Origin of the sequence: Parazoarcus communis SWub3 = DSM 12120 (assembly GCF_003226565.1) — a bacterium.
Lineage (GTDB): Bacteria > Pseudomonadota > Gammaproteobacteria > Burkholderiales > Rhodocyclaceae > Parazoarcus > Parazoarcus communis.
On record NZ_QKOE01000001.1, the window covers coordinates 650,517 to 676,328 of the forward strand.

The following is a 25,812-nucleotide window of genomic DNA, read 5'->3' on the forward strand; positions in this document are numbered from 1 at the left end:
GGAATGAAGGATTTCATTGCCCCGGAATGCCGCCCCCTGCTCGCCCGCCACGGCCTGGACCGTTTCAGTGCGCTGTGGGCGCTCGAGCTGGACGCGGTGGACGCCCCCAACACCGGGCGCGGTGGCTGGAGCAGCGTCAGCCGGCTGGAACTGCGTGACGAGCACGGCAAGATGCACGCCTTCTACCTGAAGCGACAGATCGACCACCTCAGCCGCAGCCTGCTCCACCCACTGGGTGAAGCCACGTTCGCGCGCGAATTCCGCAACATCCAGCGCTACCGCAAGCTGGACATCCCCGCGCTGCAGGCGGCCTACTTCGGGCAGCGCAAGATCGCCGGCAAGGTCTGCGCCCTGCTGCTGACCCATGCCCTCGACGACTACCGCCCGCTCGACACCTGGATGCAGGACTGGCACGCGCTATCGCGTGCCCAACGCAATGCCCTGATCGATGCGGCGGCGGATCTGGTCGGCCGGCTGCACGACGCAGGCCAGCTGCACAACTGCCTGTACCCGAAGCACATCTTCGTCCGCCTGCCCAACGCAGACAGCAGCACCCCGGCAGCCTGCCTGATCGATCTCGAGAAAACCCGCCGGACCCTGCGTGGCCGCCGCAGCGGTCTGCGCGATCTCGACACCCTGAACCGGCATAGCGGCACCCTGAGCCGTAGCGACCGGCTGCGCTTCCTGCTGCGCTACTGCAATATTGGTCAGGCCGACGCGCTCAGTCGCCGATTGGCACATGCCATCGAGGCCCGCCGCAGTCGCAAGGCCCGACATCGATGACCCCGGCCCCCGGCTCATCATCCGCAGCGCTCCTGGACGCGGCCTCCCTGCGTACCGCCGGACGGCAGCCGCCGGCGGTGTTTCGTGTCCAGCTGGCCGACGGACGCAGCCTGCACATGCTGCGCACATTGCGCGTGCTGCCTGGCAGGCGCATTGTCGGCCAGGCCCTCCTCGACGGTAAGCTCGTACTGGCCAAACTGTTTGTGGACAAGCATAGCGCGCGCAACCAGACGCGCGAATGGCAGGGCATCACCAGGCTGGCCACTGCGGGCATTCCGACACCGGCACCACTTTTCCATGCCGGACTCGCCAATGGCGGTCACATGCTGGCCATTGACTATCTCACCAACGCGGAGACCCTGCTGGAGGTCTGGCGCAGAACCGCCTCACCCTTGCCTGGCGCACCTAGGGACCTGGCGCTGCTGCAATCCGCCTTCGCCCTGCTGGGCAAGCTGCACCACGCCAGACTGAGCCATGATGACCTGCATCTGGGGAATTTCCTGCAGACACCGGATGCACTGCTGCTGATCGATGGCGATGCCGTCCGCCAACACGCCACGCTCGAGGACAAGACCGCTGCCCGCGACCTCGGCATGCTGTTCGCCCAGCTGCCGCGCAGCTGGAAACCCCATTTCCCCGATCTGCTGAACGCCTACGCCACCGCCGCGGGACGCCAGCCCGAGCGCGCCGTGCTCGATCGTGCCATGGACAGCGAGGCGCGCTGGCGCCTGCGTGATTATCTGGACAAATGTGGCCGCGACTGCACGCTGTTCCGTGTGCGCAAGCGCTTTCGCCGCTTCGAGGCGGTATGGCGAGCGCAGTCTGAAGACATCGATACCGTCATCAACACCCTCGACCAAGCAATCGACAACGGACAGTTGCTCAAACGTGGCAACACCTGCACGGTTGCCAGCGTAGACGCTGGCGGGCTGGCAGTCGTCATCAAACGCTATAACCGGAAAAGCCTGGGCCACGCGCTGTCCCGCCTGTGGCGCCCCAGCCGTGGCTGGCACTCGTGGCGCGAAGGCCACCGCCTGCGCCTGTTCGGCATCCCGACACCGGCACCACTGGCGATTGTGGAGGAGCGCTGGGGACCGCTGCGTGGACGCGCCTGGCTGATCAATGCACGCTGCACAGGCACCGACCTGTTGAGCCTGCTCGACGCCGACCTACCGCCCCCACCCCCCATCGCCGCTGCACTGCAGACCTTGTTTTCGACGCTGCACCGCGAGCACATCAGCCACGGCGATCTGAAGGCCACCAACCTGCTCTGGGATGGCGAGCAGATCCAGGTCATCGATCTCGACGCGATGAAACAGCATCACAGCGCAAGCAGCCACACCCGGGCATGGGCCCGCGATCGTGCCCGCCTGCTGCGCAACTGGCCGACAGACAGCGCACTGCACGACTGGCTGGACCGGGCGTTGCCAGCGGGAGTGCGTCACAAGTGATGCGTATCGCCGCCTATACAAAGCTTTACCCCAACACCCCCGCGCCGGGTTTAAGCTAGCGCCCCTCTCTATTCCCAGACCTTCCTATGTCCTGGCTGAAATCCCGCCGCATCCGCTATTTCGCTGCCTTGGTCGCGTCATTCTTTTTGCTGCTGCTTGGGCTCAGGATGGTGTTTCTGGCCTTCTTTGCCGACCACCATGGCCTTGTTCACGAAAGCCCCCGCGCGATCCTCCAGGCGCTGTCGATCGGCGCGCGTTTCGATCTGCGCCTGGCCCTGCTGATCAGCCTGCCGGTTGCGGTGCTGGCGGCGATTCCACGGTTCAACCTAACAAAATGTCGCTTGTTACGTGGGGCCGCCCTGCTCTATCTCGGCATCGCCACACTGCTGACACTGTTGATCCACATCCTGGACTTCGGTCACTACGCCTACCTGGAACAACGCCTCAGCGCCACCGCATTGCGCTTCCTCTCCAATGCGGACATCTCCACGCAAATGGTCTGGGAAAGTTATCCAGTAGTCTGGATCACGCTCGGCTGGTTGCTCGCATCGGCCCTGTTCATTACCTTTCTTGCCCGTATCCAGCGCCGCTTCCTTGAGCGCCAAGCCAGTGTCCAGCCCAGTTGGACGCGTACAGGCATCACCGCGGCCGTCGTCATCCCACTGGTTTTCCTCGGTCTGATTGGCCGGGTGGATGACCTGAATCTGCAGAACCCGGTACCCTTGCGCTGGAGCGACGCCTTCTTCTCCGGCAATCCCGCGGTCGATGCACTTGGCCTGAATCCGGCGATATTCATCTACGACACCCACCGCATCGCACAAGAACGCTACGACGAGAACGCCCTACGCCAGCACTATGACGTCGTGGCGCGCTATCTCGGCGTCACGACGCCTGATCCGGCAACCCTGACGATGACCCGCACCGTGGGTCCGCAAGCACATCGGATCCAGAGTCCGAAGCCACCCAACGTGGTGTTCGTGATGCTTGAGTCCCTTGGCGCCAGTCGCTCCGCCCTGTTCGGAAATCCGTTGAACCCCACCCCGAACCTGGACCGACTGGCAACGGAAGGCTGGCTATTCAAGAACTTCCATGTGCCGGTTTCGGGCACGGCAAAAACCGTGTGGGCCAGCATCACTGGCATTCCCGACGCGGCTCGCAGCGAAAGCGCCACGCGCAACCCGTTCATCAGCAATCAGAAGGTACTGATCAACGACCTGAAAGGCTACGAGCGTATCTACGCCGTCGGCGGCAGCGCGGGCTGGGCCAACATGAACGCCCTGATCAAGGGCAGCATCGAAGACATCCAGCTTCATGAAGAAGGCGCCTGGCAGTCGCCCAATGAAGACGTCTGGGGGATCTCCGATCTGAACCTGTTCCGCGAAACCGATGCGCTGCTGCGGGAAAAAGCGAAATCCGGGCCGTTCTTTGCCTACATCCAGACAGCCGGAAACCATCGCCCATTCACCATTCCGGAAGACAACGACGGCTTCGTCAAGGTGGACATTCCGGATGCGGAAGCCGAAGCCGCCGGTTTCCAGAGCACCGCCCAGCTCAACGCGGTGCGCCTGCTCGACCATAGCGTAGGTCGCTTCATCGAAATGGCAAAACGTAGCGGCTATTACGACAATACGATATTTGTGCTTTTCGGCGACCACAACGGGCGGATCTCCCGGCTGCCTTTCATGCCACCCGCGTTCGAGTTGCTCAATCTCGAAAGCACGCATGTGCATGCAATGATTCATGCTCCCCGCTGGATCGAACCTCGCGTCACCGAGGAGGCGGCAAGCCTGGTCGATCTCCTGCCCACGGTCGCAGGCATGCTGGGGCTGAATTACACCACGGCAACCATGGGGCGCGATCTGCAGCTGCCCCCGCCTGAAGGCGAACGAGCCGTTCCGGTCATCCTTCGCGAGGGGGCATATCCACTGATCGGAGCCGTGACGCGTCACCATCTGGTCACGATGAATGCGGACGGTAGCCAGGCCTCGATGCACGATCTCGCATCCGGGACACCTTTGCAGGATGTATCGGCAACGGCGCCGGAGGAGTTTGCGAGACTATCCGCACTGGCACGCGGACTGCATGAGGCCGCACGCTTCATGATGTACGACAACGTCGTGGATGATTGACATCGCCCACAGCACGAAGCGGGCGCATGAACCCGGCCACGACGGGCTAACCCGCCCGGGTTAGAATGCGCCCCTATGAGACACATGGGTAAGATGACGCCGCTTGAGCCCGATGCCTTCATGACCCTGAGAGCCAATGCTCGCGTCATTGAGGCAGATCGTTACGGAGAAAAGGTCCTTCTTCTCCCTGACGACACTTATCTGAAACTGTTCCGGCGCAAGCGTCTGCTAAGCTCGGCCGGCTTGTATCCGTACGCGCAGCGCTTTGCGGACAATCTTCGGGCCCTGCAGCATCGTGGCATCCCTTGCCCGGAGTTGGTCACGCTATACCGCATACAGGCCATGGCACGGGACGTGGTCCATTACCGCCCGCTGGTCGGCACGACGCTGAGGCATCGGCTACGCGCGCCCCTCTCCCTCGATGAGGCGAACCAGTTGCGCCACATGCTGGGCGCGTTCGTCGCCAGACTTCACCACCTTGGGGTCTACTTCCGTTCGCTGCACCTGGGCAATGTCGTGCTCACCCCTGACGGACGACTGGGGCTGATCGACGTGTCGGACATGAGCACCCAGCAACGCCCACTTGGCCGTATCAAGCGTGCGCGCAACATGAAGCATCTGCTGCGCTACGCAGACGAAGCCGCGTGGATTCACGCTGGAGGCTTGTTCACCGCGGCCTACCGTGACGGTGCGACCACGCGGCACACTCGCTGAACGACGACCGGAGCCTCCAACGCCATGAACCGACTGCTCTACATCGTCTACGGTGCAGAAACCTACCACCAGGAAGCCTTTTTCAGCATTGCCAGCGCCCTGACCCGGCTTCGCTCCACACCCGGGGCGGACATCGCGATCGAAGTCCTGACCGACAACCCTGCTCCCTATGCCGCACTGCCCGTCACTATCACCCCGGTCAGCAGCCAGACGCTGCAATCGTGGTGGGCCCCCCATGGCTATCATTTCCGCGCCAAGCATGTGGCCCTGTTGCAACGCTTGCAAGGAGACGAGGATCGAGTGGTATTGATCGACACCGACACCTTCTTTCATCAATCCCCCCAAACGCTGTTCGACAAAGTGCGACAGGGCCAGCTGTTGTGCAACCGGATCGGCGGGCGCTACGGCGACAGACCTGACGCACTGCTTTACCGTACCCTGTCTGCGGAACTGCAGGCTCGCGGGCTTGGCGGCAAGGAAATGCCGCTTCTCAATTCGGGCGTCATCGGTCTCTGCGGCGCAGACAGATCAGTCCTCGAGCGCTCGATCGAGCTGATGGACGAACTTTTTCCGCATGCTCAGGGCGCCTACACCCTGGAAGAGTTCGTCCTCGCCGTTGCCGCAGATCAGGCAGGCCTGTCGCTCGAGGAATGCCCGGACGAGATCCATCACTACTGGAGCCGCAAGGACATCTTTCGTGCCAAGGTCAAGGCCTGGATTGCCAAGCATGGTTCAGCCCCATGCTCGGATGCGGCTGTCGCCGACATTCCGCGCGTGACGGACGCACTGCCGCGCCCCCCCCAGGCAACCCGTCTGATGATCAAGTTGCGGACCTGCATCCTGCCAAGCACCCAGCGTCAGTTCGCGCGCGAACTGCTGTACGGCTGCTACCCCTACAGTAACGAATTTGACCGCGCCTGTGGCCCGGTATGGTGGGAGAAAGCGGTCAACAATCTGGAGCAGCGCGCCAAGAATGAAGCACACGAGATTGCGGCATGGTTCCAGCAAGACCGGTTCCGGCACCTGCTTGGCGGGCACCTACCGATGATTGAAGCCCATCTCCGCAGCCGAGGAATTCTCGACCAGAACCCCCATGCCCCCGCTGCGGCGCACATCCCCTAGCCCACCACAGAACCACGATGAATGCCCCGCCCAAGCTCTCTCCGGCTCAACCGGATGCGACTCCGTCAGCGTGGTGCTCACGACTGGCCAGCTGGCTCGAAGCCGGCGTCCTGCCGGTCGGTCTGCTGATCCTGCTGACCGGCATGTTGTGGGCGGAAGAACGACCCGAGTACCACACCCTGTTCTACGCCCTGGTTGCCCTGCCTGCTTTCGTACTGCTGTTGCTCAAGAAGGACGCCCGACCGCTGCTGCTGTCATCCCCGATCTTTCTGTCCTACCTTGCTTTTGCTGCCTGGGTGATGCTGAGCATTGCATGGTCAGACACCGACAAGAGTCTTGGGAGCCTGCTCAAGCGCCCACTCTACATTGCACTGCTTTTTGCAGCCGTCATGCAGGTTGGACTAGCAGATGCGCAGCGATCCCGAAAGCTCCTGAAGCTGGCAGTTGTAATCGCCTGCAGTATTGGTTCCGTGTCGCTCCTGCTGTTCCTGACGACGGCGAGCGAGCCCCGGTTGGTTGGCTATCGTGCACTGTCGAACCCCATACTGACTGCGCATGTTTTCGGCTTCTTCCTCGCACTCTGTATCGCTGCATGGATCGTCGAGGGCAATCAGCATCGCCCGTGGAAAATGCTTGCCATGTTCGCCCTCGGTGGAGTCATCCTCGCCACGGCATCCCGTGGCGGAATGGCCGCCGCAGGCGCCGCGCTGCTGTGGAGCGCACTCCTCAGCACCAACAGACGGGCGGCCATCGCCTGTCTGGTCGCCGCGCTTGCCAGCATTGCCATCCTCAGTGCCGAGCCCGAGATCTTTACCCAGCGTGGGCTTTCGCTACGCCCGCAACTCTGGGCGGAAACCTTGCGTGAAGTCAGCCTGCGCCCCTGGCTGGGATATGGCTATGACGCCTACATCATGCTCGAAATTGAGGGAGACACCGAGAAATACCCGAATCCACACAGCATCCCGATGGCCGTCCTGCGCCAGCAAGGCATCATCGGCCTACTGCTGTGGATCGGTCTCTACGGAATCGCCTTAGTCTCCAGTTGGCGGGCTCGTCGTGACCCGATGGTGCTCATCTGCTCCGCCGCGGTCGTCTCGGGACTGGTTGCCGGTCTGACCGAAGGCATTTCCTATCTGTCGCGTCCCAAGGAGCACTGGTTCCTGATCTGGATTCCGCTGTCCTTCCTGGCGGCCGCGCTGGCACTGAGAAACAAGTCGATGGACAAGACGCATGAGAGCACCTGAGCACGCAAAACCCAAGGGCCTGCGCGGATGGTGGCGCGCCCGCCAGGAACGTCGCGCCCTGAGGAAGCTTCCCAGCTTCCTGCGCGGGCAAGCAAAGTTCCTCGCCCATTACCCCAGCTATACCATGGGTATTGGCACCTACGGCCTGCCCTATGTACATGACTGGGGGGAAGGCAGTACCTTGCGCATCGGGGCTTATTGCTCGATCGGTCACGACGTGCAGATCTTCCTCGGCGGTCAGCATCGCGTGGACTGGGCGAGCAGCTACCCCTTTCCCGCGTTCTTCGACGAATTGAAAGACATCACCGATTACAGCTGGACACGGGGCGACGTCATCGTCGGCAACGACGTATGGATCAGTACCGGCGTCACGATACTTGCTGGTGTGACCATTGGCGATGGCGCAGTGATCGGCGCCAATGCCGTCGTCAGCCGTGACGTCCCGCCTTATGCAGTCGTCGTCGGCAACCCGGGCAAGGTCGTACGCTGGCGATTTGATGAGCCGACGCGTACCGCATTGCTGGAATCACGCTGGTGGCACTGGCCAGCCGACGAGGTCCGCCAGATCGCGCGCCTGCTGTGCTCAACCGATCTCGGCCCCTTTCTGGCGTACGCCCGCGAGCGCAAGGCGCGAGATCAGGACAGCAAATAACGCATCACGCCACGCACCACCTTGCCGTTCCAGTGGCGCAAGGGCAGTTGCTTGAGCAGATCCCGCGCCAATGCCTTGTCACGGTCTGCGGCCTTGACGAACAGTGATGCCAGCAGGCGCCGGCGAACCCGCGCATAGTCGGGATGGTCTGCGTAGTCCGCATAGGTGCGCAGCAGGCTCTCCGCCATGAAGCGCAGGTTCTTGTAGGTATTGGTGGCGTGCTTCCGGTAGCGCGCCATCACCACGGGAATACGGTCGATGTAGTAGCCCGCGTGGGTCAGCCGAAGCCAGATATAGACGTCCTCAAGACGGATCTCGGGGTTGAAGCCACCGACCTTGTCCAGTGCGTCCTTGCGGAACATCAACGTCGCCGTTGGTGGAATCGGTTTCCGGTCAAGAAAGACATCGTCAAAATCGATGTGTTGCGGGCCGATATCGCGCTGTTTTTGCTCGGCGTCCGGATACAGCCGGCCTTCGGCGTCAATGAACTCGATATTGCCCCCACAAAGCCCGACCTCGGGCTTATCCGCCAGATAACGGACCTGGGTCTCGATCCGCCCCGGCATCATGATGTCGTCCGAACCAAAAGGCGCAATCAGGCTGCCACGGGCACGGGCGATCGATTCGTTGAGCGTATGCGTCAAGCCCTTGTTCTGTTGCTCACGAAAATCAAAGCCGTGCTTCTGCTGCAGCGTGCGGATGCGGGCCACGCTGTCATCACTGGACCCATCGTCCACCACCAGCAACTCGATATGCGGGTAGGTCTGCGCCAGTACGCTCTCGATCGACGCCTCGATATAGGGTGCGTGGTTGTAGGACGCGATGATGACCGTAACCAGCGGTTCTGCTGCCATTCCATGTTGAGCGGCATGTCCCATGCTCACATCCCCAGACGCAAGCGCAGACGCGCCCAGAACCCCAATGCGGGCGCAACGCGCAAAGGGGCCTGAAGGGCCTCGACACAGCGCTCACCGATCCGCGAAAAGGCGTAATCCCGCTCGACCAGCGCCTGGCCAGCCGCCGCGATACGACTGGCGAGATCCGGCTGGGTGCGCAACATCGCAAGCTTGGCCTGCAGCTCATCGACATTGCGATACAGCACCAGGTTATGCATATCCTCAAACCCCAGGGCACGATTCTCCGCCTCGCCCTGATCATAGGCGAGCAGCACGCACCCGCAGGCCATGGCCTCAAAATTCTTGATCATGTACTCGCCCATTCCAATGTCGGCACTGACAAAGAAGCGGATACGGTTGAGCATCTGCAGGTACTCGTCCCCCGAACGGGTCCGGACAATCTGCAAGGGTTCGCGCCGGGCAATGTCCTCGAGCATGGCCCGGCGCTCGCCGTAGATGCCGCTCTTGGTGCTGCCGACAAATCCGAGTTCGATATCGCGCGGGTTGCCCAGGTTGCGCAGCAGGGTCTGATCGTAGCCCTTGGGCACAAAAACAGCGTCGGTTCCCTCCGCCTTCAGCCGCTCCGCAACCTGAAAGCCCGAGCACAGCACCCGGGCCGCCGGCAAATTGCGGTAGTGCGCACTGAACTTGCCCTGATACTTGCACGGAAAATAATTCTGCCAGGCATCGTGTTCGAGGATGACCAGATTGGGCACCGTGCGAATGAAGGACACCTGCCGGATCTCCTTCTTGAAACGCAGGAAGAACACGATGTGGGTATAGCGGGACAGCTCGACCCTGTCACGGAAGTAGCGACGCAGATCTGCTTGCTCCTCATCGCTGAGCCAGCGCAGATCGCAGTCGACATGTGCAGCAATCCCCTCATACAAACGATCGAGGATCACCCGCTGCTCTTTCTGAACCAGTAACAACACCTTCATCATATCTCTCCGGCTCGCGTGACAAGGGGTTCAAACCCTTGCGCCGACACCTGCCAGGCCGGCTCACGCGCCAGGCTCGGATAAGTGGCAAACACCGATTCGCTCAACTGTTTCCAGGCCAGCCCCTTCCACACCAGAAAATGGACATAGGGAAAGGTGCGCCCGCCATCGCGGTCATTGGTCAGGACCCCATCACGCCAGAACCAGCTGGCCGGAAAATTGCGACTACCGTCCACCCAGGGCACCTTGGCATCAGGCGTGCTGTAGGCCTCGATGAACTCCGCGCGGCGATACCAGGGGTTCAGGCGCCAGAACAGCCTGGCCAGGGGCCGGGGCCAGTTCTTGCGGCGGATGAAGATACGGCTGAAAGCCCCTTCATCCAGCCCCTCATGTCGATCCATTGCCAACCGGATACGCCAGTCCTTCATTTGCAGAAACAACTCGCGAAGCTCCTGGGTATTGCGCAGCAGACAACAGTGACCGGATATCCGCCGTTCATGCGTGGAAAACACATCCTTGCCGGCAAGACGCGCTGCATGAAAGTACGCACGCAAGTCGCCGAACACCAGATCAAGGTCTCCGAAGGCCCAGAAATCATAAGTGGCAAGCTCGGCCTCGTGGATGTAACCCAAAGCCGGCTTCAGATCGCAGAGTTTGTAAGGATTGCTCGGATGAAAATCAATGCCCAGCCTCGCGGATACACGATCGCAATAGGCGGCGTAGCTGGTCTCAATCACACGGACGTTCGACGGACAATCCGGCAGCGGGCCGCAATCGGAAAACAGCAGCCAATCAACCGTCGGATTGGCCCTGCAACCGGCGAGGAAGAACGGCATCCAGAACGGCCAGCGGCCAAAGTAAGGGATGACGAAACACAAGCTTGGCATGGTTCGCCCGGTACTCATGATCCGATGACGTCACCGAGCACGGCACGAACCATCGGCAAGGCGAAAAAGCGCCGGCGTGCTGCCTCATCGGAGAAATGCGCATGCAGGTGCAGCAGGGCTCGCTCAGCGACTGCCTTCCGCGTTTCATTCGTGAAACCGGCATGTGCCAGCAACTGCTCAGCCAACGCAGCGTCATCACGCAAGGGGAACAAGGCCCCGACACCGCCGACCACTTCAGGCGCGCCGCCACAATCACTGGCGATCACCGGCACACCGGCCGCCATCGCCTCAAGCAATACCATGCCGAAAGGCTCATGGTCGGAGCTGAGTGCAAACACGTCAAATGCTGAAAAAGCCTGCCAGGCGTCCGGCACCTGACCTAGAAAACGCACCTGCTCGGCAATGCCCAGCGTCACTGCCAGCGCCTTCAGTTGTTGCTCGAGCCGGCCCTTGCCGAGGATGACCAGCAAGGCATCTGCCGGCAAGGCCAACCGCGCCCGGGCGAAAGCCCGGAGCAGGGTCGCCTGATCCTTGTCCGGATGAAGACGACCGACGTTGCCAACCACGAACGCATCCTGTGGCAGCCCAAGTCGGTCACGCGCCACCTCGCGCGGCAGCACACCGGCACGCACCGTGTCGACATCGATCCGGTTGTGCAAGGTCTCGATCCGGTCTGCGGGCCACGCCGGTACCCCCTTGCGGATGTCGTCGCGGATGGCGTCCGAGACCCCGAGCAGGCCCAGGCGTTGGCCAAACCAGCGGGCAAAAAGCTTGTGCGTCAGGCGTTCGTAGTCGCCGAACGCATGATGCACGCCAATGACCGGCAACTGCGTACCCCAGCACGAGATGTGGATCGGCTTGAAACGATGCGCCAGGATGAGCCTGAAATCGCGTCCGGCAATCACTTCGCGCAGGCGGCGCATCGCCCCGACCTTCAGCCCTCTGACATCCTTGCCGTCGTAGTCGAAAAACACCACTTCGTCGGATGCCGAGCGCTCGACAACGGACTCACTGGGCGGATCAGTCAGATAGACCGTCGTGACCTTGTAAGGCGTATCGCGGAACAGCACCGCATACTGTCGCGCCACGTCAAGAAACGGGCCATAGTGACAGTGGCAGAACTGAAGAATCCTGGGCTCACTCATGCTTCGCACCCCTTTGATCCATCGGGCACCTCATCCGGATCACGGTCTCGCTCCGGACGTCACCGCCTCGACGATGGTGTCACGCCAGCGCCTGCCCAGCCAGTCAGCACCCGCCAGCGACAGATGATCATCATCACGGTACAACAAGGTATCGTCCTGGCGCCCCTGGCAGACACGTTCGGAACACATCACCTCATGCGGGTCCAGCACCCTTACCGCGGGAAACTCGGCCAGCACCGGATCCAGCACCGGACGGAACTCCCGGTTACGTGCCTCGATCAGGCTTCCGGACACTTCACAGTCCGGCCGGGGCGTGCGATTGACATACGCATTCGGCGCCCAGGTCACGCACATTCGCGCATTGAAATCGAGTTCCGGCACGGTATGCAGGAATACCACCCGTTTACCTGCCTGCAGCAACTCGCGCAGCGTCTGTCGCAGTCCTACCTGGAAAGCCTCCTCGCTGGGCAGCCCCTCACGTCGTCGCCCATTCTCGACCAACACCACATCCTGGTCTTCGATGGCACCCGTCGCCCAGTCCTTGAGCTCACGGCGCGAGATGTAAGCCCCCCAGCGGCCGGCGAGGATCACCGTTTTCACCTCAACATGGGTCAGCACATAGTCAAACGCTGCGTCGGTAGTCAGGTTACAGCCCAGGTATCGTCCTTCCTTGAATAGATCTGCGCTGCGGACGGGCATGCACCCCCCCTGGGCACGCTGAAGCAGATTGATGCTGCGTTCAAGAAGGGCGTCCTTGAACGCCCAGTAGTAATGATTGGCGTGGCTATCGCCGATGATCACTGCGTTCGGAACGCGCGTCGCGTCGGCAATCATGCACCAGCCGGCTGAACGATCCTTGTCAAAATGTGCGGCGCAGTCAGCATCCGTCCGCAGACTGTTGGGCCACTCCATGGCCACCGCCTCCCGCTTGGCTTGCGCCCCCTTCAACCGGAACACCCAGCCATCGCGTACAAACAGGTTACCAGCAACAACTGCCAGCGCGAGACTGCTGACAATCAAGCCCCAGACCCAACGCCCCCCCTGCCGCCTGATCGGCTTCTCCACCAACCAGTAACTCATACAGGAGAAGAACACCGCAGCGGCGAGCACGGATACCAATACCCACTCCGAATCCGCGTGGTCCGGAAAGACGATCCTCAAGAATGACAGCAGGGGCCAGTGCCACAGATAGAGCGGAAAACTGATCAAGCCCAGCCCGACCATCATCCGGTTGGACAGCAGATGTCGATTGACCCACGTCCGGGGCCCAGCAGAGATCAACAGGACCGCGCCACCAACCGGCAGCATGGCCCACGCGCCCGGAAACCCCCGATGCTTGTCGATCAGCACGAGGCCAAGCGCAATCAAGGCGGCCCCCACCAGCGCCGCCATGTCAGCGCCCCGCGCCCCAGCCCATGTGAGGCGCCGTTGATGAACTAGCCACGCCAGACCCGCACCGGCGAACAACTCCCATGCACGCGTGAAGGGCAAAAAGTAACTTGCGACCGGCTCCGGTCCGGTCAGCAGCACGCTCGCGAGCAGGGACACCCCGCCCAGGACCAGGATGATGCGTCCGGCCCCCCAACCCAGGCGCCAGGCAATCACCGCCAGCGCAGGCCACACAATGTAGAACTGCTCTTCGATGCCCAAGGACCACAAATGCAACAGCGGCTTCAACTCAGCAGCGTTATCGAAGTAGCCCGCTTCCTGCCAGAGCACGAAATTGGCGACAAAGCCGAGGCCAGCCAATGCATGCTTGCCCAGCTGAGCATACTCATCGGGCAACAGGACGTGCCACCCCAGGAAGAGGCAAAAGGCCACCACCACGATCAAGGGAGGAAAGATCCTCCGCACCCGGCGAGCATAGAAATCAACAAAACTGAATTCCCCCTGCGCCAGCGCCTTGAACAGGATGGACGAGATCAGATAGCCGGAAATGACAAAGAAGATGTCCACGCCAATGAATCCACCCGGCACCCAAGACGGAAAGGCGTGAAACAGAACCACCGCGAGCACGGCAACCGCACGCAGGCCGTCAATATCGGCCCGGTAGGCCAGATGTGGATTGGGATGACTCATGACAATCTGAAAGTGTGTTACGACTCGGCGTGCTGACCAAAGTGCTGAGCATGCAGGCGCGCATAATGTCCGCCGGCGGCAAGCAGCTCCGCATGCCGGCCACGTTCCACGATCCGCCCTTGGTCCATGACCAGGATGAGATCGGCACGCTCGATCGTAGTCAACCGGTGCGCAATGACCAGCGTGGTACGACCACGCGTGGCGTGGTCGAGCGCAGCCTGGATGTGGCGCTCCGACTCGGAATCCAGCGCAGAGGTTGCCTCATCCAGGATGAGGATGGGTGCATCCTTGAGCAGGGCGCGGGCAATTGCCAGGCGCTGGCGCTGTCCACCAGAGAGGTTCACACCGTTCTCGCCGATCGGCGTGTCCAGCCCCTGGGGCAGGCGCTCGATGAATTCCATCGCGTAGGCCGCCTCAGCGGCCTGTTCGATAGCCTGTCGCGGCATCCCGGCAAGTTCGCCATAAGCAATGTTTGCCGCCACGGTGTCGTTGAACAGGGTGACCTGCTGGGTCACCAGCGCAATATGCTTGCGCAGATTGCTCAGGGTGTAATCCTCCACATCGACACCGTCGATAAGGATTTGCCCACCTGCATGGTGATAGAAGCGTGGAATCAGGTTAACCAGTGTCGATTTGCCACTCCCCGACCGCCCCACCAGCGCCACCATTTTTCCGGGCGGCACCTCGAACTCGACGTTTTCGAGTACATCGCGTTCGCTACCCGGGTAACGGAAGCTCAGATCACGTACCAGCAGATGTCCGGCGACGCGGTCGCGCTCGACGGTCCCGGTGTCGCACTCCGGCGTCTCATCGAGCTGGGCAAAGATACTCTCGGCTCCGGCCACGCCTTTCTGGATGGTGGAACTGACCTCGGACAATTGCCGGATCGGCTTCGGCAGCAGTCCCGCAGCCGTGATGTAGGCAACCAGATCCCCCACCGTGGCCTCGCCCCGCAGCATCAACACCAGGAACAGCACGACCGCCATGGCGGAATAGGTGACCAGTTGCAGGGTCGGGGTGTAGGTTGCCCCGGTCTTGACCATACGGAGCTGCTTACGGGTGCTGTCATCGCTGGCCGCACGGAAGCGGGCAGACTCGTAAGGCGCCCCACCGAAACTGCGAACCACGCGGTAGCCCTGGATGAACTCCGACGCCACATGCGTCACGTCTCCCATTGCCAACTGGATTTTCTTCGCCTGCTTGCGGAACTTGCGGTTTGCAGCGCCAACCAGCACACCGATGACTGGCAGGATCGCCACCATGACCAATGTGAGTTTCCAGTTCATCCACATCAGGTAGGCGAACAGGAAGACGACTGTCAGCCCCTCACGGATCAACACCTTGATCGCATCGGTCGCGGCACCGGTCACCATGGTGACGTTGAAGGTGATGCGCGAGATCAGGTGCCCGGAGTTATGGGTGTCGAAATAGCGATTGGGCAGGGTCAGCAGATTGTCGAACAGGGCAAGCCGCAGGTCATGCACAAGCCCCAGCGAAACCTTGGCGAGAAAATAGTTTCCCAGATAGGAGCCTATACCCTGCCACAGCGCAATCAGGATGATCAGTACTGGAACCGCCTGAATGACGTCCATCGACCCCAGTACCGGAACAGATGACCACTGCACCAGCGCAGGATCGGTCAAACCGTCGACGAAGTACTTGAGCACGCCAGCCAGCATCGGCTGTGCCGACGCAAAGATGATGAACCCCACGATACTGATCGCGAAAGGAACGACATACGGCCTCAGGTACGACAACAGCCGTAAGTAGACCTTGAGGCTGGAAGCCGTCGAAGCGTCGGGTCGCGACATACCGTTACACGAGAAAAAAGTGGGGCGATGGTAGCACAGCGCTAACCCTCGCCGCCGCCGACCACTGCCGGTACGGTGGCGAGCGGCCGCAGCAGCGCCGCGGCAAACGCATCCCGCAATTGCCCTGCGACCCAGTACGAACCACCCAGGGACAGGTGGTCGTCATCACGATACAGCAGCACACCATCACGCCGTCCGTAGCAGGCCCGTGCATCGCACATGTAGCCGACGGGATCGATGACGCTCACAGCTGGATGACGCTCAAGGACATGATATAGCGCGGGACGATACTGTTCCGCACGCACCTCGATCCGCTCGCGCGACACCTCGCACTCCGTTCGGGGAATCCGCTTGACGAAACGATTCGGCTCCCAGGCGATACACTCCCGGATGTTGAAATCGAGCTCTGGTACAGAATCGAGAAAAATCACCCGTTTGCCTGCAGCCTGCAGCACCGACAATGTACGATCCACCGCCTCGATCAACACCTCGGCCCGGCTCAATGACACCGAGACGCCATCGCGCCCGACGGCCACGATATTCCTACCCACGTCGCTTCGTCCCGCCAACTGAACCCCCGTCATTGCGGCCACCCAGCGCCCAGCCAGAATCACCGTATGAATGGAAGAGGTATCGAGCACGTGCTGAAAGGCAGACATCGCTACTGCACGACATCCCTGCGACTCGCCGCCCTGAAGCAGATCGTAGTCAAATAACAAAGGGCACCCCTCGGCTGCAAACTGAAGCAGGTTCAGGTTCATAGAAGCCAATTCGCGGGACAACCCCCAGTAATAGTGATTTGCGTGGCTGTCACCAATCAGAGCGACATCCGGCACGCGCGTCACATCGGCGACCAGGCAGCGCCCCACGAGGTGCTCCGGCACGCCGTCACCGCACGCCTCGCTGCCGCTGAGGTGCGAAGGCCAGGCCATTGCCCCTGCCTCCTCCTTGGCTTGCGCATCCTTCAACCTGAACGGCATCCCTTCACGATTGAAGGTGCTCCAACCCTGCCCACCCACCACGACACAGATCAGCACGAGCGCAGCCACCGTCCGCCAACCCGGCAAATGGCGCACCGGTGCTTCGATGAGTCGATAGGTCAGCCAGGCCAGCACGATCGCCAAACCGACCGCAGCCAGCAGCAATTGCCCGTCAAGTTCGCCGCCTTTGACAATGCGCAGGAAAGCCAACAAGGGCCAGTGCCATAGATACAGCGGGAAGCTGATCAGACCAAGCCACACCATGACGCGATTCGACAGCAACCGACGCCCGATCCAGGAGCCCGGCGCACAGGCAATCAGCAACACCGCGCCCAACACTGGCAGCAAGGCCCAGGCGCCCGGAAAATCGCGGGTTTTGTTGACCAGCACCAGCGCCAGCACGATCAGCACCAAGCCCAGGCCAACAAGCGTCTCCTGCAACAGGCCAGGCCTGACAAACGACTGCCCGCCGCGACTGCGCAGCGCCAGTGCCAGCATGGCGCCTGCCAGCAACTCCCAGGCTCGCGAGAAAGGCAGAAAATAGCTTGCCGAGGGGAACACCGGGCTCAGCCAGACCGAAATCCCGAACGACACCAACGCCAGCCCCGCAGTCGCCCACCACAGGCCAGACCCAAAACGCCACAGCAACAGCACCACGGCCGGCCAGACGATGTAGAACTGCTCCTCAACCCCAAGAGACCAAAGATGCAGCAGAGGCTTGAGCTCTGCCGCAGTATCGAAGTAGCCGGACTCCATCCAGTAGGCCACATTGGCCACAAAACCCAGACCTGCCGCGGCATGCTTGCCCAGTTGGGCATATTCGTCAGGCAGCAGCACTGCCCAGCCCAGCAGCAAGGACGTCAGCACCACCAACACAAGCGCGGGGAAGACCCGTCGCACCCGGCGGGCATAGAAATCCGCAAAACTGAACGTCCCGCCGTCGAGCGCCTTGAAGATGATCGACGAGATCAGGTAACCGGAAATGACGAAAAAGACGTCTACCCCGACAAAGCCCCCAGGCAAAGCCTGCGGAAACGCGTGAAAGATGACGACCGCCAGCACGGCAATCGCACGCAGGCCATCAATATCGGGACGGTAGGTTAAAACAGGGGACACTAAGAACATGGGTTTGGGTCGTTATCGGAACAGCATCATTGCGCGCCGATCGGCACACAAGACGAGCGCTGCACCATAGCCGGACAAATGACTGTTATCACGCAGTGCCCGTGATGAACTTGCTGGGGATAGATCCAGGCCCTTCCGAGGAGGTAGTGGGGACCTATGGGGTCAGAGTCGATTGGCCGCAAGGATCAAAGATCAAAGATCAATAGTGGTACCTACCTTGCAAGAACTCGATCCGGTCCGCTTTTACCAGATAAACGCAGCGATGCTCTTGGGTAATGCGCCTTGACCAGACGTCTGAACCCAGATATTTAAGGGACTCAGGACTGCCAATGCCTTTAAAAGGGTCTCGAAGAATCGCCTTGACCAACTCAAGCAAACGCTTGGCGGTACGTCGGTCAGTCTCTACCCAGTAACTCAAATCCTCCAGAAACTCCGGCTGAAACACCGCGACCCGGCTCGCCTCAATCCTGGAGGTCATATCGTGCTTCAAGCATCTCGATAGCGGTCGGCGCAAGTTCGCCGGCTCGCGCCCGCGCCAAGGCGGCCAGCAGACGCTCGGCATTGTGCGGAGAACGCAGCAGGTGAGCAGTTTCCATCAGACTTTGGAGCTCGTCTGCAGCGATCATCGCGACCGCTCCGCCCGATCGGCGACGAACTACGACCACTTCGCGATCATCAACCGCGCGATCCATCAACGTCTTAAGTTGCTCACGTGCCTGGCTATATGTCGTTTCGATGGTCATGACAGCACCCCTTCATTGGACAGGAAAATTGTACAACACAATGCCGTCCATAATGGGGTCAGACTCGATTGATCAAGCATCATCGAGCCACTGATGATTTTCTGTCGCCACCCCGAGTGGACGGCGCGACTCGACGACCCAACTGCCCCTCGATCTCAGCCTTGAAACGATCGCACCCAAGCACCCAGGCCCTGTTGGTCGCCTCTCGGATCTCATCAGCAGTGGTGACATCCAACACCGCTCTTAAACAGGCTCTATAAGCAGCCCTCCGATCATCCGCAACACCGGCCAAACCAAGGTAAGCCAAGTGAGGCGTAACCAGTTCATCCTGCTTGCCCAGTGCATTGCACTTGTAACTGCTCCATGGATAGGCCGAAGCTTGATCAACCATCCCAGCTCGAACCGGATTAAGTTCGATGTAGTGCATGCAACTGAACAGGTAGTGCTCGGAGTCGATCAGCGTCACCCTGTAGCGCCCTTCCCACAGCGTGCCGCTGTGCCCGTAGCGGTGATTGAAGTACCGAACGTACTTTCTGCCAACCGACTGCATCACCTTGCCGATACCCATACCATCGTGAGACGTCATTAACAGATGCACGTGGTTGGTCATCAAGACATACGCATGAATATCACAGCAATGCCGCGCAGCAGCCTCACCCAAGACATTCCAGAAAGAAAGGGTAGTCCTCATCCGCGCCGAATATCGCTTGCCGGTTGTTTCCTCGCTGGATGACATGCTGCGGCTGACCTGGGATCACGTATCGGGGGAGGCGCGCCATCAAAAATCTTCAATGTCATAAACACTGGGTTTTATCCCACCAATCCGCTCCTGCTAACCGCAGGATCAATCGAGTCTGACCTCATCGACCCGCACTGCATTTACACAAATTAAAAGACTGTACAAGCTTGGCAAAACCTGCTCAGCGAGTGCACAACAAAACGGGCGCCGAAGCGCCCGTTTCTCGTTCAAACCTGCCTGAAAGACAGATTAGAAGGTGTGGCGAACGCCCACTGCCAGGCCACGCTGATAGCCTTGACCATTGCCGGAGGTCGCATCGCCCACAGACACGGCGAACATTCCAGTAAGGCCTTCCTGACGGGAGTTCTGGTTCTGGTGTGCATAGGCAGCGTAGAGGCTGGTGCGCTTCGACAGCGCATGCTCGTAACCAACTGCCCACTGACCAACGCGAGCATCGCCCGTGCCGTTGTCAAAGTCGGTGGTGCGGTGGTTGTACGAAGCCAGCACCTTGCCACTTGCACCAACCGGAACGGTTGCGCCGAGCAGCCACTGGGTCATCTCGATGTCTGCGCCAGCAGTCGTTTCAATCGTACGCTTGCCGTAGATCGCGCCGAGCTTGACCACGCCCAGATCATACGAACCATAGAGATCCCAAACCTTCAGGGCATCCAGACCAGAGTTCTGCACGTTCTCACGACCCTGGTGGATGTTCAGACCCACGAACAGGGGACCGTTCTTGTAGGACGGAGCCAAGGCCCAGACGCGGACGTCGCCAAAATCGCCGTTGCCGAGCACGGTGGCAGCAGCCTTGTTGTCACGGCTTTCGTTACCGGTATGCGAGTTGGTAAAGGCTGCGACGACCGAGAAACCGCCGAAGGTCGGGGACACGTAAGCGGCCAAGTTGTCCAGACGGGCGTCCTGAGCCAGCACGTTGCCAGCCGAACCCACGTTACCCTTGGCGAAAGGATCGATGGCAGCGGTCCAGAGGTGCTGCGGGGTGTACTGACGACCCAGCGCAACGGTACCGAAGTTGCCGGACAAGGCAACGTAGGACTGACGATGGAAGCCACCGCCCACGAAGCCAGCGGTGTCACCGTTCAGACCGGTTTCGTACACGAAAGAAGCCTTCAGGCCATTGCCCAGATCTTCGGTACCGCGGAAACCCAGGCGGTTGCCAGCAGTGATACCGGAATCAACAGCGCTACGCGAACCGACGCCGCTGGTCACGTTGTCGCCCTGCCACTTGTAACCCATGTCAATCAGACCATAGATGGTCACGTTCGACTGAGCGAAGACCGGTGCCGACATCAGGCCAGCAACAGCCAGCGCGATCAGTTTCTTTTGCATGTGTTTCTCCTCTAGTTGAAGTTGAGACCCCTGTTTTGCAGGGACCCGACTTACCTCTCATGCGAGAAGTTGAAGCGATTCTGATCATCCGGCCATGACTCACGCAAGCGCCGAAACAAAAAACCAACGGTTTCGGCCGAATCTTGTTGCACCGGTGCAACAAGCGCGATTGTCATTAAACCGACATCTCACAGGAGAGGAGGTGACAGCAGCGCTACTTGCAGCATGCATCCAAAGTGGAAAGCAGATAACCACTTGTCGCTGGATAGTTACTTTGCACATGCGCTGGAAAGCGCGCTTTCAGCGTGGATCCTCCGATCCGTTTCAGCAAAGACCCACGCTGGCACGCTCTGTGCACAGATGAGCCATTCGTTACATGCGGCTCAGCCCGGAGGATGATCCCCGATGGAAACCCTGCACACTCCACCCCGATATGCCGCGCTGGTACTGGGCATCGGCAACCTGCTGTGGGCGGACGAGGGCTTTGGCGTGCGCTGTGCGGAAGCCTTTGCTGCCAGATGGCAATTGCCGGAATCGGTGCGCGTCATGGACGGCGGCACCCAGGGCCTGTACCTGCTGCCTTATGTCAGCGCCGCCGACCGCCTGATCGTGTTCGATGCGGTGGACTACGGCTTGCCGCCGGGCACCTTGCGCCTGGTCGAGGATGACGAGGTGCCGCGCTTCATGGGCGCCAAGAAGATGAGCCTGCACCAGACCGGTTTCCAGGAAGTGATTGCCTCGGCCGCACTGCTGGACCGCTGTCCGTGTTCGATGTTGCTGATTGGCGTGCAGCCGGAGGAGCTGGAAGACTTTGGTGGCAGCCTGCGCCCGGCCGTACGCGACCGGGTTGCCGAAGCCGTGGAGCTGGCCGCTGACCGGCTGCGACAGTGGGGGCTGGACGTGCGCCCACGATGCATGGCGCAGGCGACGCCCGACGACGCCAGTGCGCTGAGCGATGCGGCGCTTCAACTCGACGCCTACGAAGGCGGCCGGCCATCAGCCGAGCTGGCCTGCCGCATTGGCGACGCCCGTTTTCTGCCCGAGGCGGGTTGAACCATGTGCATCGGCATTCCCCTGCAAGTGGTACGCAACGAAGGCAGCCATGCAATCTGCCGCAGCGCCGATGGCGAAGAGGTCCGCATCGACACGCTGCTGACCGGCCCGCAGCCCGAAGGCTGCTGGCTGATGACTTTTCTGGGCGCGGCACGCGCGGTCATCAGCGCCGAGGAGGCACGCCAGTCGCAGGCCGCGCTCACCGCACTCGAAACCCTGATGGCCGGCGGCATGCCCGACCTGGACGCGGCCTTTGCCGACCTGCTTGATCGCCCGCCCCAACTCCCTGACTTTCTGCGCGAGACCAAGACATGAACCTGACCCCGCCCACCGACCCACTCGCACAAGGCCTGCAACGCCTGATCGCCGACAAGGGCTTCGTCCGCGTCGACGCCGGCAGTGCCGACACCTTTGCGGCAGCGGACGACGCCAGCGTGTTGCTGCTGACCGACGAACTGGTGCGCAGCCCGGAGACCTGGGACATGATCGTGGTGTTGCCGGAAGCCCTCAAGGCGGTGGGTCCCCTTGCCGACGCCGGCGTTGCCGACCCCGAAGCCAGCCGCAGCATCGCAGCCCGTTTCGGCATCAGCCGATTCCCGGCGCTGGTGCTGCAACGGGGTGGCGACTATCTGGGCAGCATCGAGGGCATGCGCGACTGGCAGCCGCTGGTTCAGAGCTTGCGCGAACTGGCGCTTGCCCCTGCGAGCCGCCGTCCTGGTATCGGCATTGTCGTACGTAGCGCCGATACCCCTGCCTGCCGGCCCTGACCCCACCTGGAGCCCCGCCTCGCCATGAAACCTTTTCCGATACCGGTCGTTGCCCTCGGTCCCGGCGCTCAAAACACCGAAGACGACAATCTGGCCATCATGCCCATGCCCAGCGACATGGCCGTATTCCAGTCACCCCGCCTGCCGGACGAGATCGACCCGGCCGCACGCGACCGCGCCGTCGCCCTGCTGGTCGGGATGGCCGACGAGATGGACCACTGGATGCATGCCGGTGGCCCTCACCCGGTAAGGGACCTGAGCGCGACCGACGCAGCCACGCTGGCCCTGATCAACGACGCGCTGGGCCAGGGTGAAGTCAGCGCACGGGTGGCGGGCTCACCCGAAGTCGACATCCAGGAGACGATTTTCGCTGGCTTGTGGCGAGTGCAGGTGCGCCGCCCCGACGGCGAGTTGCTGGCCGACCGGCTGGAAGCGTGCTCGATGCCCCGAATTGTCACCGAGCGCGCGGGCGCCTTTGCCACCCGCCTGCCCGATGAGGCCAAGGCGTCACAACCGGCAGGGCTGATGAACGCACCGGCCGTGCTGGCCGAGCTCATCGATGCGGCGCGCCAGCATCGCCCCGGGCAAGCCGCCCATGTCATCAACCTGACCCTGCTGCCGATGACGCCGGAAGACCTCGGCTGGCTGGGCGAGTTGCTTGGCATCGGTCCGGTCGCCATCCTGTCGCGCGGCTATGGCAACTGCCGGATCACCAGCACCGGTCTGGCGCACACCTGGTGGGTGCAGTACTTCAACAGCGCCGACACCTTGATCCTGAACACGCTGGAGATCGCCGACCTGCCCGAGGCGGCGCTTGCCGCGCGCGACGATCTTGCCGACAGCATCGTGCGCCTGCGTGAGTGGACTGAAACCCTGTGCGAGATCTGAACACGCGCTATGCTTGTATCACCTTCGGCAAATCACGGATGACGCCCCATGTTTGAAGGCAGCTTTCTCGGCGACAAGGAACGCATCGCCCCCCAGGCACGGCTGGAATGCGGCATCTGCTGGTGGATCTATGACCCTGAGCAAGGCGACGAGCTTGGCCAGGTTGCCCCCGGCACGCCTTTCGCCGCACTGCCGCCGCACTGGACCTGCCCCAACTGCGACGCGCCGCAACACAAGTTCATGGTCATCGACGGCGAATGAGCACCACTGGGTCAGCCCCCCTGCAGGTTCACGCCGACAACCCGGCGGCCTTGCTGCAACACGCATTCGCGATGATTGCCGACGGCCGCATGGCCGGCCTGCCGATCTGCAATCCGGCACTGACCGTCGCGGTACCGACAATGCGCCTGCACGAGGACATCTGGATTGGCGTGCTGGTCACCCCGTGGACAATCGCGCTCGCGGTGCTGCCACACAGCGCCAACCGCTTTCGGCCGATTGAAGTCGGGCAGCAACAATGCTGGACCTTTGCGTCCGGCGATTATGTGTTCATGGGCAACCATGAGCCTGGCCTGGGGCATTATCAGACCTGCTCGCTGTTCTCACCGGTTTTCGAGTTCGCCTATCAAGCCACGGCCGAAGCCACGGCCTGTGCCGCGCTTGACGCCCTGCTCACCGAACCCGCGCGGGCGCCTGCTGCTCCACACAATCCTGCCGAAGCGGCCCGCCTCAGCGGCACGCCGCTGGGTGACCAGCCGATGGACCGGCGCCGTTTCCTGCGCGGTGGACTGTTCGGAGCACGGGGATGATGCCGCACACCACCACCGACAGCCCGCTGCAGCTGCACGCCCGCCTGGCAAACGGCCACATGGTCGATGCACGGGTGGCCAGCGCGCGCCCTCACGCCGCGCAGCTGCTGATCGGCCGCAGTCCGGCCGAGGCGGTGGCCATGGTGCCGCGCCTGTTCGCGCTGTGCAGCCACGCACAGGGCACCGCTGCCCGGCTGGCCTGTGATGCGGCACTCGGCGCAGCAGCGCCAGACGCGGTTGAAGCCCTGGCGATCGAGCGCCAGCTGGCAGCGGAAGCCGCCCAGGAGCACCTGTGGCGGCTGTTGCTGGACTGGCCCGCCCTGTTCGGCATCGAGGCCCGGCGTAACCGCTATGCCGAGCTGCACCGCCGCCTGTCCCGACCGCAGGAGGCGGACGCTGCCTATACGCTTGGTGGCGATCTGCTTGACCTGGTCGCACGCGAGCTTCTGGCGGGCTTCTTCCGCCACAACCGCGAGCCACGCACACTGGCTGAGTTTGTCGACCGTGCCGACAGCGGTGGCGACCTGGGCAGCGTACTGGCCCGCATGATCAAGCTTGGGGCGGCGGAGCCACCCGCTACAGGCCCCACCCCACTACTCCCGCTCCGCGACGCCCGGGCGTGGGCAAAGACCCTGGGCGACGTGCCGGATCTTGCGTTCTGCCGCACGCCCTCCTTCGACGGGATGGCGGCCGAGACCGGCCCGCTGGCGCGCCACCAGAGTTCGCCGCTGGTCGCCATGCTGGTACAGCGCGGCCATCGAATTTCCGCCCGCCTGATGGCCAAGGTCATCGACCTGGCCGATTGCGGCAGCCGGCTGCGCAGCCCGCTCGCCCCCGAGGTACCGGCACTGGCCGATGCCTGTCCGATTGCGCCCGGCTGTGGCCTGGCGCGCGTCGAGACCGCGCGTGGCTTGCTGCTGCATGTGGTACGGATTGAAGCTGGCACGATCTCCGATTACGCGATCTGTGCCCCCACCGAGTGGAACTTCCACCCGACAGGCAGTTTCGTGCGCGAAGGCATGGGCTGGACCTGTGCTGACGCCGACACCGCCCGCCTGCGCCTGCACGCACTCATTCTTGCGCTCGACCCCTGCGTTGGCTGGGCATTGCATGTCGAGGAGGCTGACCATGCATGAGATGTCGCTTGCGGAAGGCATCCGCAGCATTGTCGAAGACAGCGCCCACAGCCACGACAGCTCGCGGGTGGAACGCGTGGTGCTGGAAATCGGCGCACTCGCCGCAGTCGAGGTGGAAGCCTTGCGCTTTTGCCTCGAGGTCGTGCTGCGTGACAGCGTGGCCGAAAGTGCGGAGATCGTCATCGACCCCGTACCCGGCCAGGGCTGGTGCATGCAGTGCGCCCTCACCGTTCCCATTGCACAACTTTACGATCCCTGTCCGCACTGTGGCAGCTACCAGGTGCAAGCCACCGGTGGCACCGAGATGCGTGTCAGGGAACTGATGCTGGCCGCAACGCACGACCAGCCCGAGCACTGAACAGGAGCCCCGA

The 25,812-nt window shown here is 61.9% G+C and carries 26 protein-coding genes; 15 read left to right on the forward strand and 11 right to left on the reverse strand.

Annotated features, from left to right (window positions below; all coding sequences use genetic code 11):
• The first annotated feature begins 3 nt into the window (after positions 1-3).
• From DNK49_RS03030 to DNK49_RS24935, 7 genes are all read left to right on the forward strand, one after another.
• Positions 4-783, forward strand: coding sequence for a lipopolysaccharide kinase InaA family protein (locus tag DNK49_RS03030; RefSeq protein ID WP_110522813.1), 780 nt, complete (start codon positions 4-6; stop codon positions 781-783).
• Entirely contained in the window at positions 780-2,234 is a 1,455-nt protein-coding gene (locus tag DNK49_RS03035) for a lipopolysaccharide kinase InaA family protein (protein ID WP_110522814.1), read from the forward strand. Before DNK49_RS03030 ends, DNK49_RS03035 begins: the two co-directional genes overlap by 4 nt.
• A gap of 86 nt (positions 2,235-2,320) precedes the next feature.
• On the forward strand, positions 2,321-4,363 hold the full coding sequence (locus DNK49_RS03040) for an LTA synthase family protein (protein ID WP_110522815.1): 2,043 nt from the start codon (positions 2,321-2,323) through the stop codon (positions 4,361-4,363).
• 84 nt (positions 4,364-4,447) lie between these two features.
• Positions 4,448-5,077, forward strand: a complete 630-nt coding sequence (locus DNK49_RS03045; RefSeq protein ID WP_243632220.1) for a BUD32 family EKC/KEOPS complex subunit — start codon at positions 4,448-4,450, stop codon at positions 5,075-5,077.
• Between the two features lie 24 nt (positions 5,078-5,101).
• The gene (locus DNK49_RS03050) at positions 5,102-6,199 is read left to right on the forward strand and encodes a hypothetical protein (protein WP_110522816.1); all 1,098 of its coding nucleotides are present in this window, start codon (positions 5,102-5,104) and stop codon (positions 6,197-6,199) included.
• Between the two features lie 17 nt (positions 6,200-6,216).
• Positions 6,217-7,443, forward strand: coding sequence for an O-antigen ligase family protein (locus tag DNK49_RS03055; RefSeq protein WP_110522817.1), 1,227 nt, complete (start codon positions 6,217-6,219; stop codon positions 7,441-7,443).
• A complete protein-coding gene (locus DNK49_RS24935; RefSeq protein ID WP_110522818.1) occupies positions 7,430-8,095 on the forward strand; it encodes a CatB-related O-acetyltransferase in 666 nt (221 codons plus the stop codon). The genes DNK49_RS03055 and DNK49_RS24935 overlap by 14 nt, the downstream gene beginning before the upstream one ends.
• On the opposite strand, the gene DNK49_RS03065 is transcribed toward DNK49_RS24935, so the two are convergent.
• The 11 genes from DNK49_RS03065 to DNK49_RS03115 all read right to left on the reverse strand — a co-directional run bounded on the left by DNK49_RS03065 (position 8,080) and on the right by DNK49_RS03115 (position 20,788).
• A complete protein-coding gene (locus tag DNK49_RS03065) occupies positions 8,080-8,949 on the reverse strand; it encodes a glycosyltransferase (protein ID WP_110522983.1) in 870 nt (289 codons plus the stop codon). The two genes, DNK49_RS24935 and DNK49_RS03065, sit on opposite strands and share 16 nt — an antisense overlap.
• 26 nt (positions 8,950-8,975) lie before the next feature.
• Positions 8,976-9,932, reverse strand: coding sequence for a glycosyltransferase family protein (locus DNK49_RS03070; RefSeq protein ID WP_110522819.1), 957 nt, complete (start codon positions 9,930-9,932; stop codon positions 8,976-8,978).
• Positions 9,932-10,819, reverse strand: coding sequence for a DUF6625 family protein (locus tag DNK49_RS03075; RefSeq protein ID WP_110522820.1), 888 nt, complete (start codon positions 10,817-10,819; stop codon positions 9,932-9,934). The genes DNK49_RS03070 and DNK49_RS03075 overlap by 1 nt, the downstream gene beginning before the upstream one ends.
• A gap of 14 nt (positions 10,820-10,833) precedes the next feature.
• On the reverse strand, positions 10,834-11,964 hold the full coding sequence (locus DNK49_RS03080) for a glycosyltransferase (RefSeq protein WP_110522821.1): 1,131 nt from the start codon (positions 11,962-11,964) through the stop codon (positions 10,834-10,836).
• A gap of 39 nt (positions 11,965-12,003) precedes the next feature.
• Positions 12,004-14,043, reverse strand: coding sequence for an acyltransferase family protein (locus DNK49_RS03085; RefSeq protein WP_110522822.1), 2,040 nt, complete (start codon positions 14,041-14,043; stop codon positions 12,004-12,006).
• A gap of 17 nt (positions 14,044-14,060) precedes the next feature.
• A complete protein-coding gene (gene msbA / locus DNK49_RS03090) occupies positions 14,061-15,854 on the reverse strand; it encodes a lipid A export permease/ATP-binding protein MsbA (RefSeq protein ID WP_110522823.1) in 1,794 nt (597 codons plus the stop codon).
• Positions 15,855-15,895: 41 nt separating this feature from the next.
• Positions 15,896-17,959 (reverse strand): acyltransferase family protein, encoded by a 2,064-nt coding sequence (locus DNK49_RS03095; protein WP_110522824.1) that lies wholly within the window; start codon positions 17,957-17,959, stop codon positions 15,896-15,898.
• A 199-nt stretch (positions 17,960-18,158) separates the two neighbouring features.
• Entirely contained in the window at positions 18,159-18,521 is a 363-nt protein-coding gene (locus DNK49_RS03100) for a Txe/YoeB family addiction module toxin (RefSeq protein ID WP_306441402.1), read from the reverse strand.
• Complete coding sequence (locus DNK49_RS03105) at positions 18,421-18,702, reverse strand: type II toxin-antitoxin system Phd/YefM family antitoxin (RefSeq protein WP_110522826.1); 282 nt, start codon at positions 18,700-18,702, stop codon at positions 18,421-18,423. The genes DNK49_RS03100 and DNK49_RS03105 overlap by 101 nt, the downstream gene beginning before the upstream one ends.
• A 79-nt stretch (positions 18,703-18,781) precedes the next feature.
• Entirely contained in the window at positions 18,782-19,438 is a 657-nt protein-coding gene (locus tag DNK49_RS03110; protein WP_207806869.1) for a transposase, read from the reverse strand.
• A gap of 252 nt (positions 19,439-19,690) precedes the next feature.
• Entirely contained in the window at positions 19,691-20,788 is a 1,098-nt protein-coding gene (locus tag DNK49_RS03115; protein ID WP_110522827.1) for a porin, read from the reverse strand.
• A 405-nt stretch (positions 20,789-21,193) separates the two neighbouring features.
• Between DNK49_RS03115 and DNK49_RS03120 the strand changes: the two genes are divergently transcribed.
• Genes DNK49_RS03120 through hypA form a run of 8 tightly spaced genes read left to right on the forward strand, consistent with a single transcriptional unit; the run spans position 21,194 to position 25,799 of the window.
• Entirely contained in the window at positions 21,194-21,841 is a 648-nt protein-coding gene (locus DNK49_RS03120; RefSeq protein ID WP_110522828.1) for a HyaD/HybD family hydrogenase maturation endopeptidase, read from the forward strand.
• Between the two features lie 3 nt (positions 21,842-21,844).
• A complete protein-coding gene (locus tag DNK49_RS03125) occupies positions 21,845-22,156 on the forward strand; it encodes a HypC/HybG/HupF family hydrogenase formation chaperone (protein ID WP_110522829.1) in 312 nt (103 codons plus the stop codon).
• Positions 22,153-22,608: a thioredoxin domain-containing protein gene (locus DNK49_RS03130; RefSeq protein ID WP_110522830.1), complete on the forward strand. Its 456-nt coding sequence runs from the start codon at positions 22,153-22,155 to the stop codon at positions 22,606-22,608. The genes DNK49_RS03125 and DNK49_RS03130 overlap by 4 nt, the downstream gene beginning before the upstream one ends.
• 24 nt (positions 22,609-22,632) lie before the next feature.
• Positions 22,633-23,496, forward strand: coding sequence for a hydrogenase expression/formation protein (locus DNK49_RS03135; protein ID WP_110522831.1), 864 nt, complete (start codon positions 22,633-22,635; stop codon positions 23,494-23,496).
• A 48-nt stretch (positions 23,497-23,544) separates the two neighbouring features.
• Positions 23,545-23,757 carry a rubredoxin gene (locus tag DNK49_RS03140; protein ID WP_110522832.1) on the forward strand — a complete coding sequence of 71 codons (213 nt, stop codon included), beginning with the start codon at positions 23,545-23,547 and terminating at the stop codon, positions 23,755-23,757.
• A complete protein-coding gene (gene hybE / locus DNK49_RS03145; RefSeq protein ID WP_110522833.1) occupies positions 23,754-24,305 on the forward strand; it encodes a [NiFe]-hydrogenase assembly chaperone HybE in 552 nt (183 codons plus the stop codon). The genes DNK49_RS03140 and hybE overlap by 4 nt, the downstream gene beginning before the upstream one ends.
• Positions 24,302-25,441: a nickel-dependent hydrogenase large subunit gene (locus DNK49_RS03150; RefSeq protein WP_110522834.1), complete on the forward strand. Its 1,140-nt coding sequence runs from the start codon at positions 24,302-24,304 to the stop codon at positions 25,439-25,441. The genes hybE and DNK49_RS03150 overlap by 4 nt, the downstream gene beginning before the upstream one ends.
• A complete protein-coding gene (gene hypA, locus DNK49_RS03155; RefSeq protein WP_110522835.1) occupies positions 25,434-25,799 on the forward strand; it encodes a hydrogenase maturation nickel metallochaperone HypA in 366 nt (121 codons plus the stop codon). Before DNK49_RS03150 ends, hypA begins: the two co-directional genes overlap by 8 nt.
• Positions 25,800-25,812 lie beyond the last annotated feature (13 nt).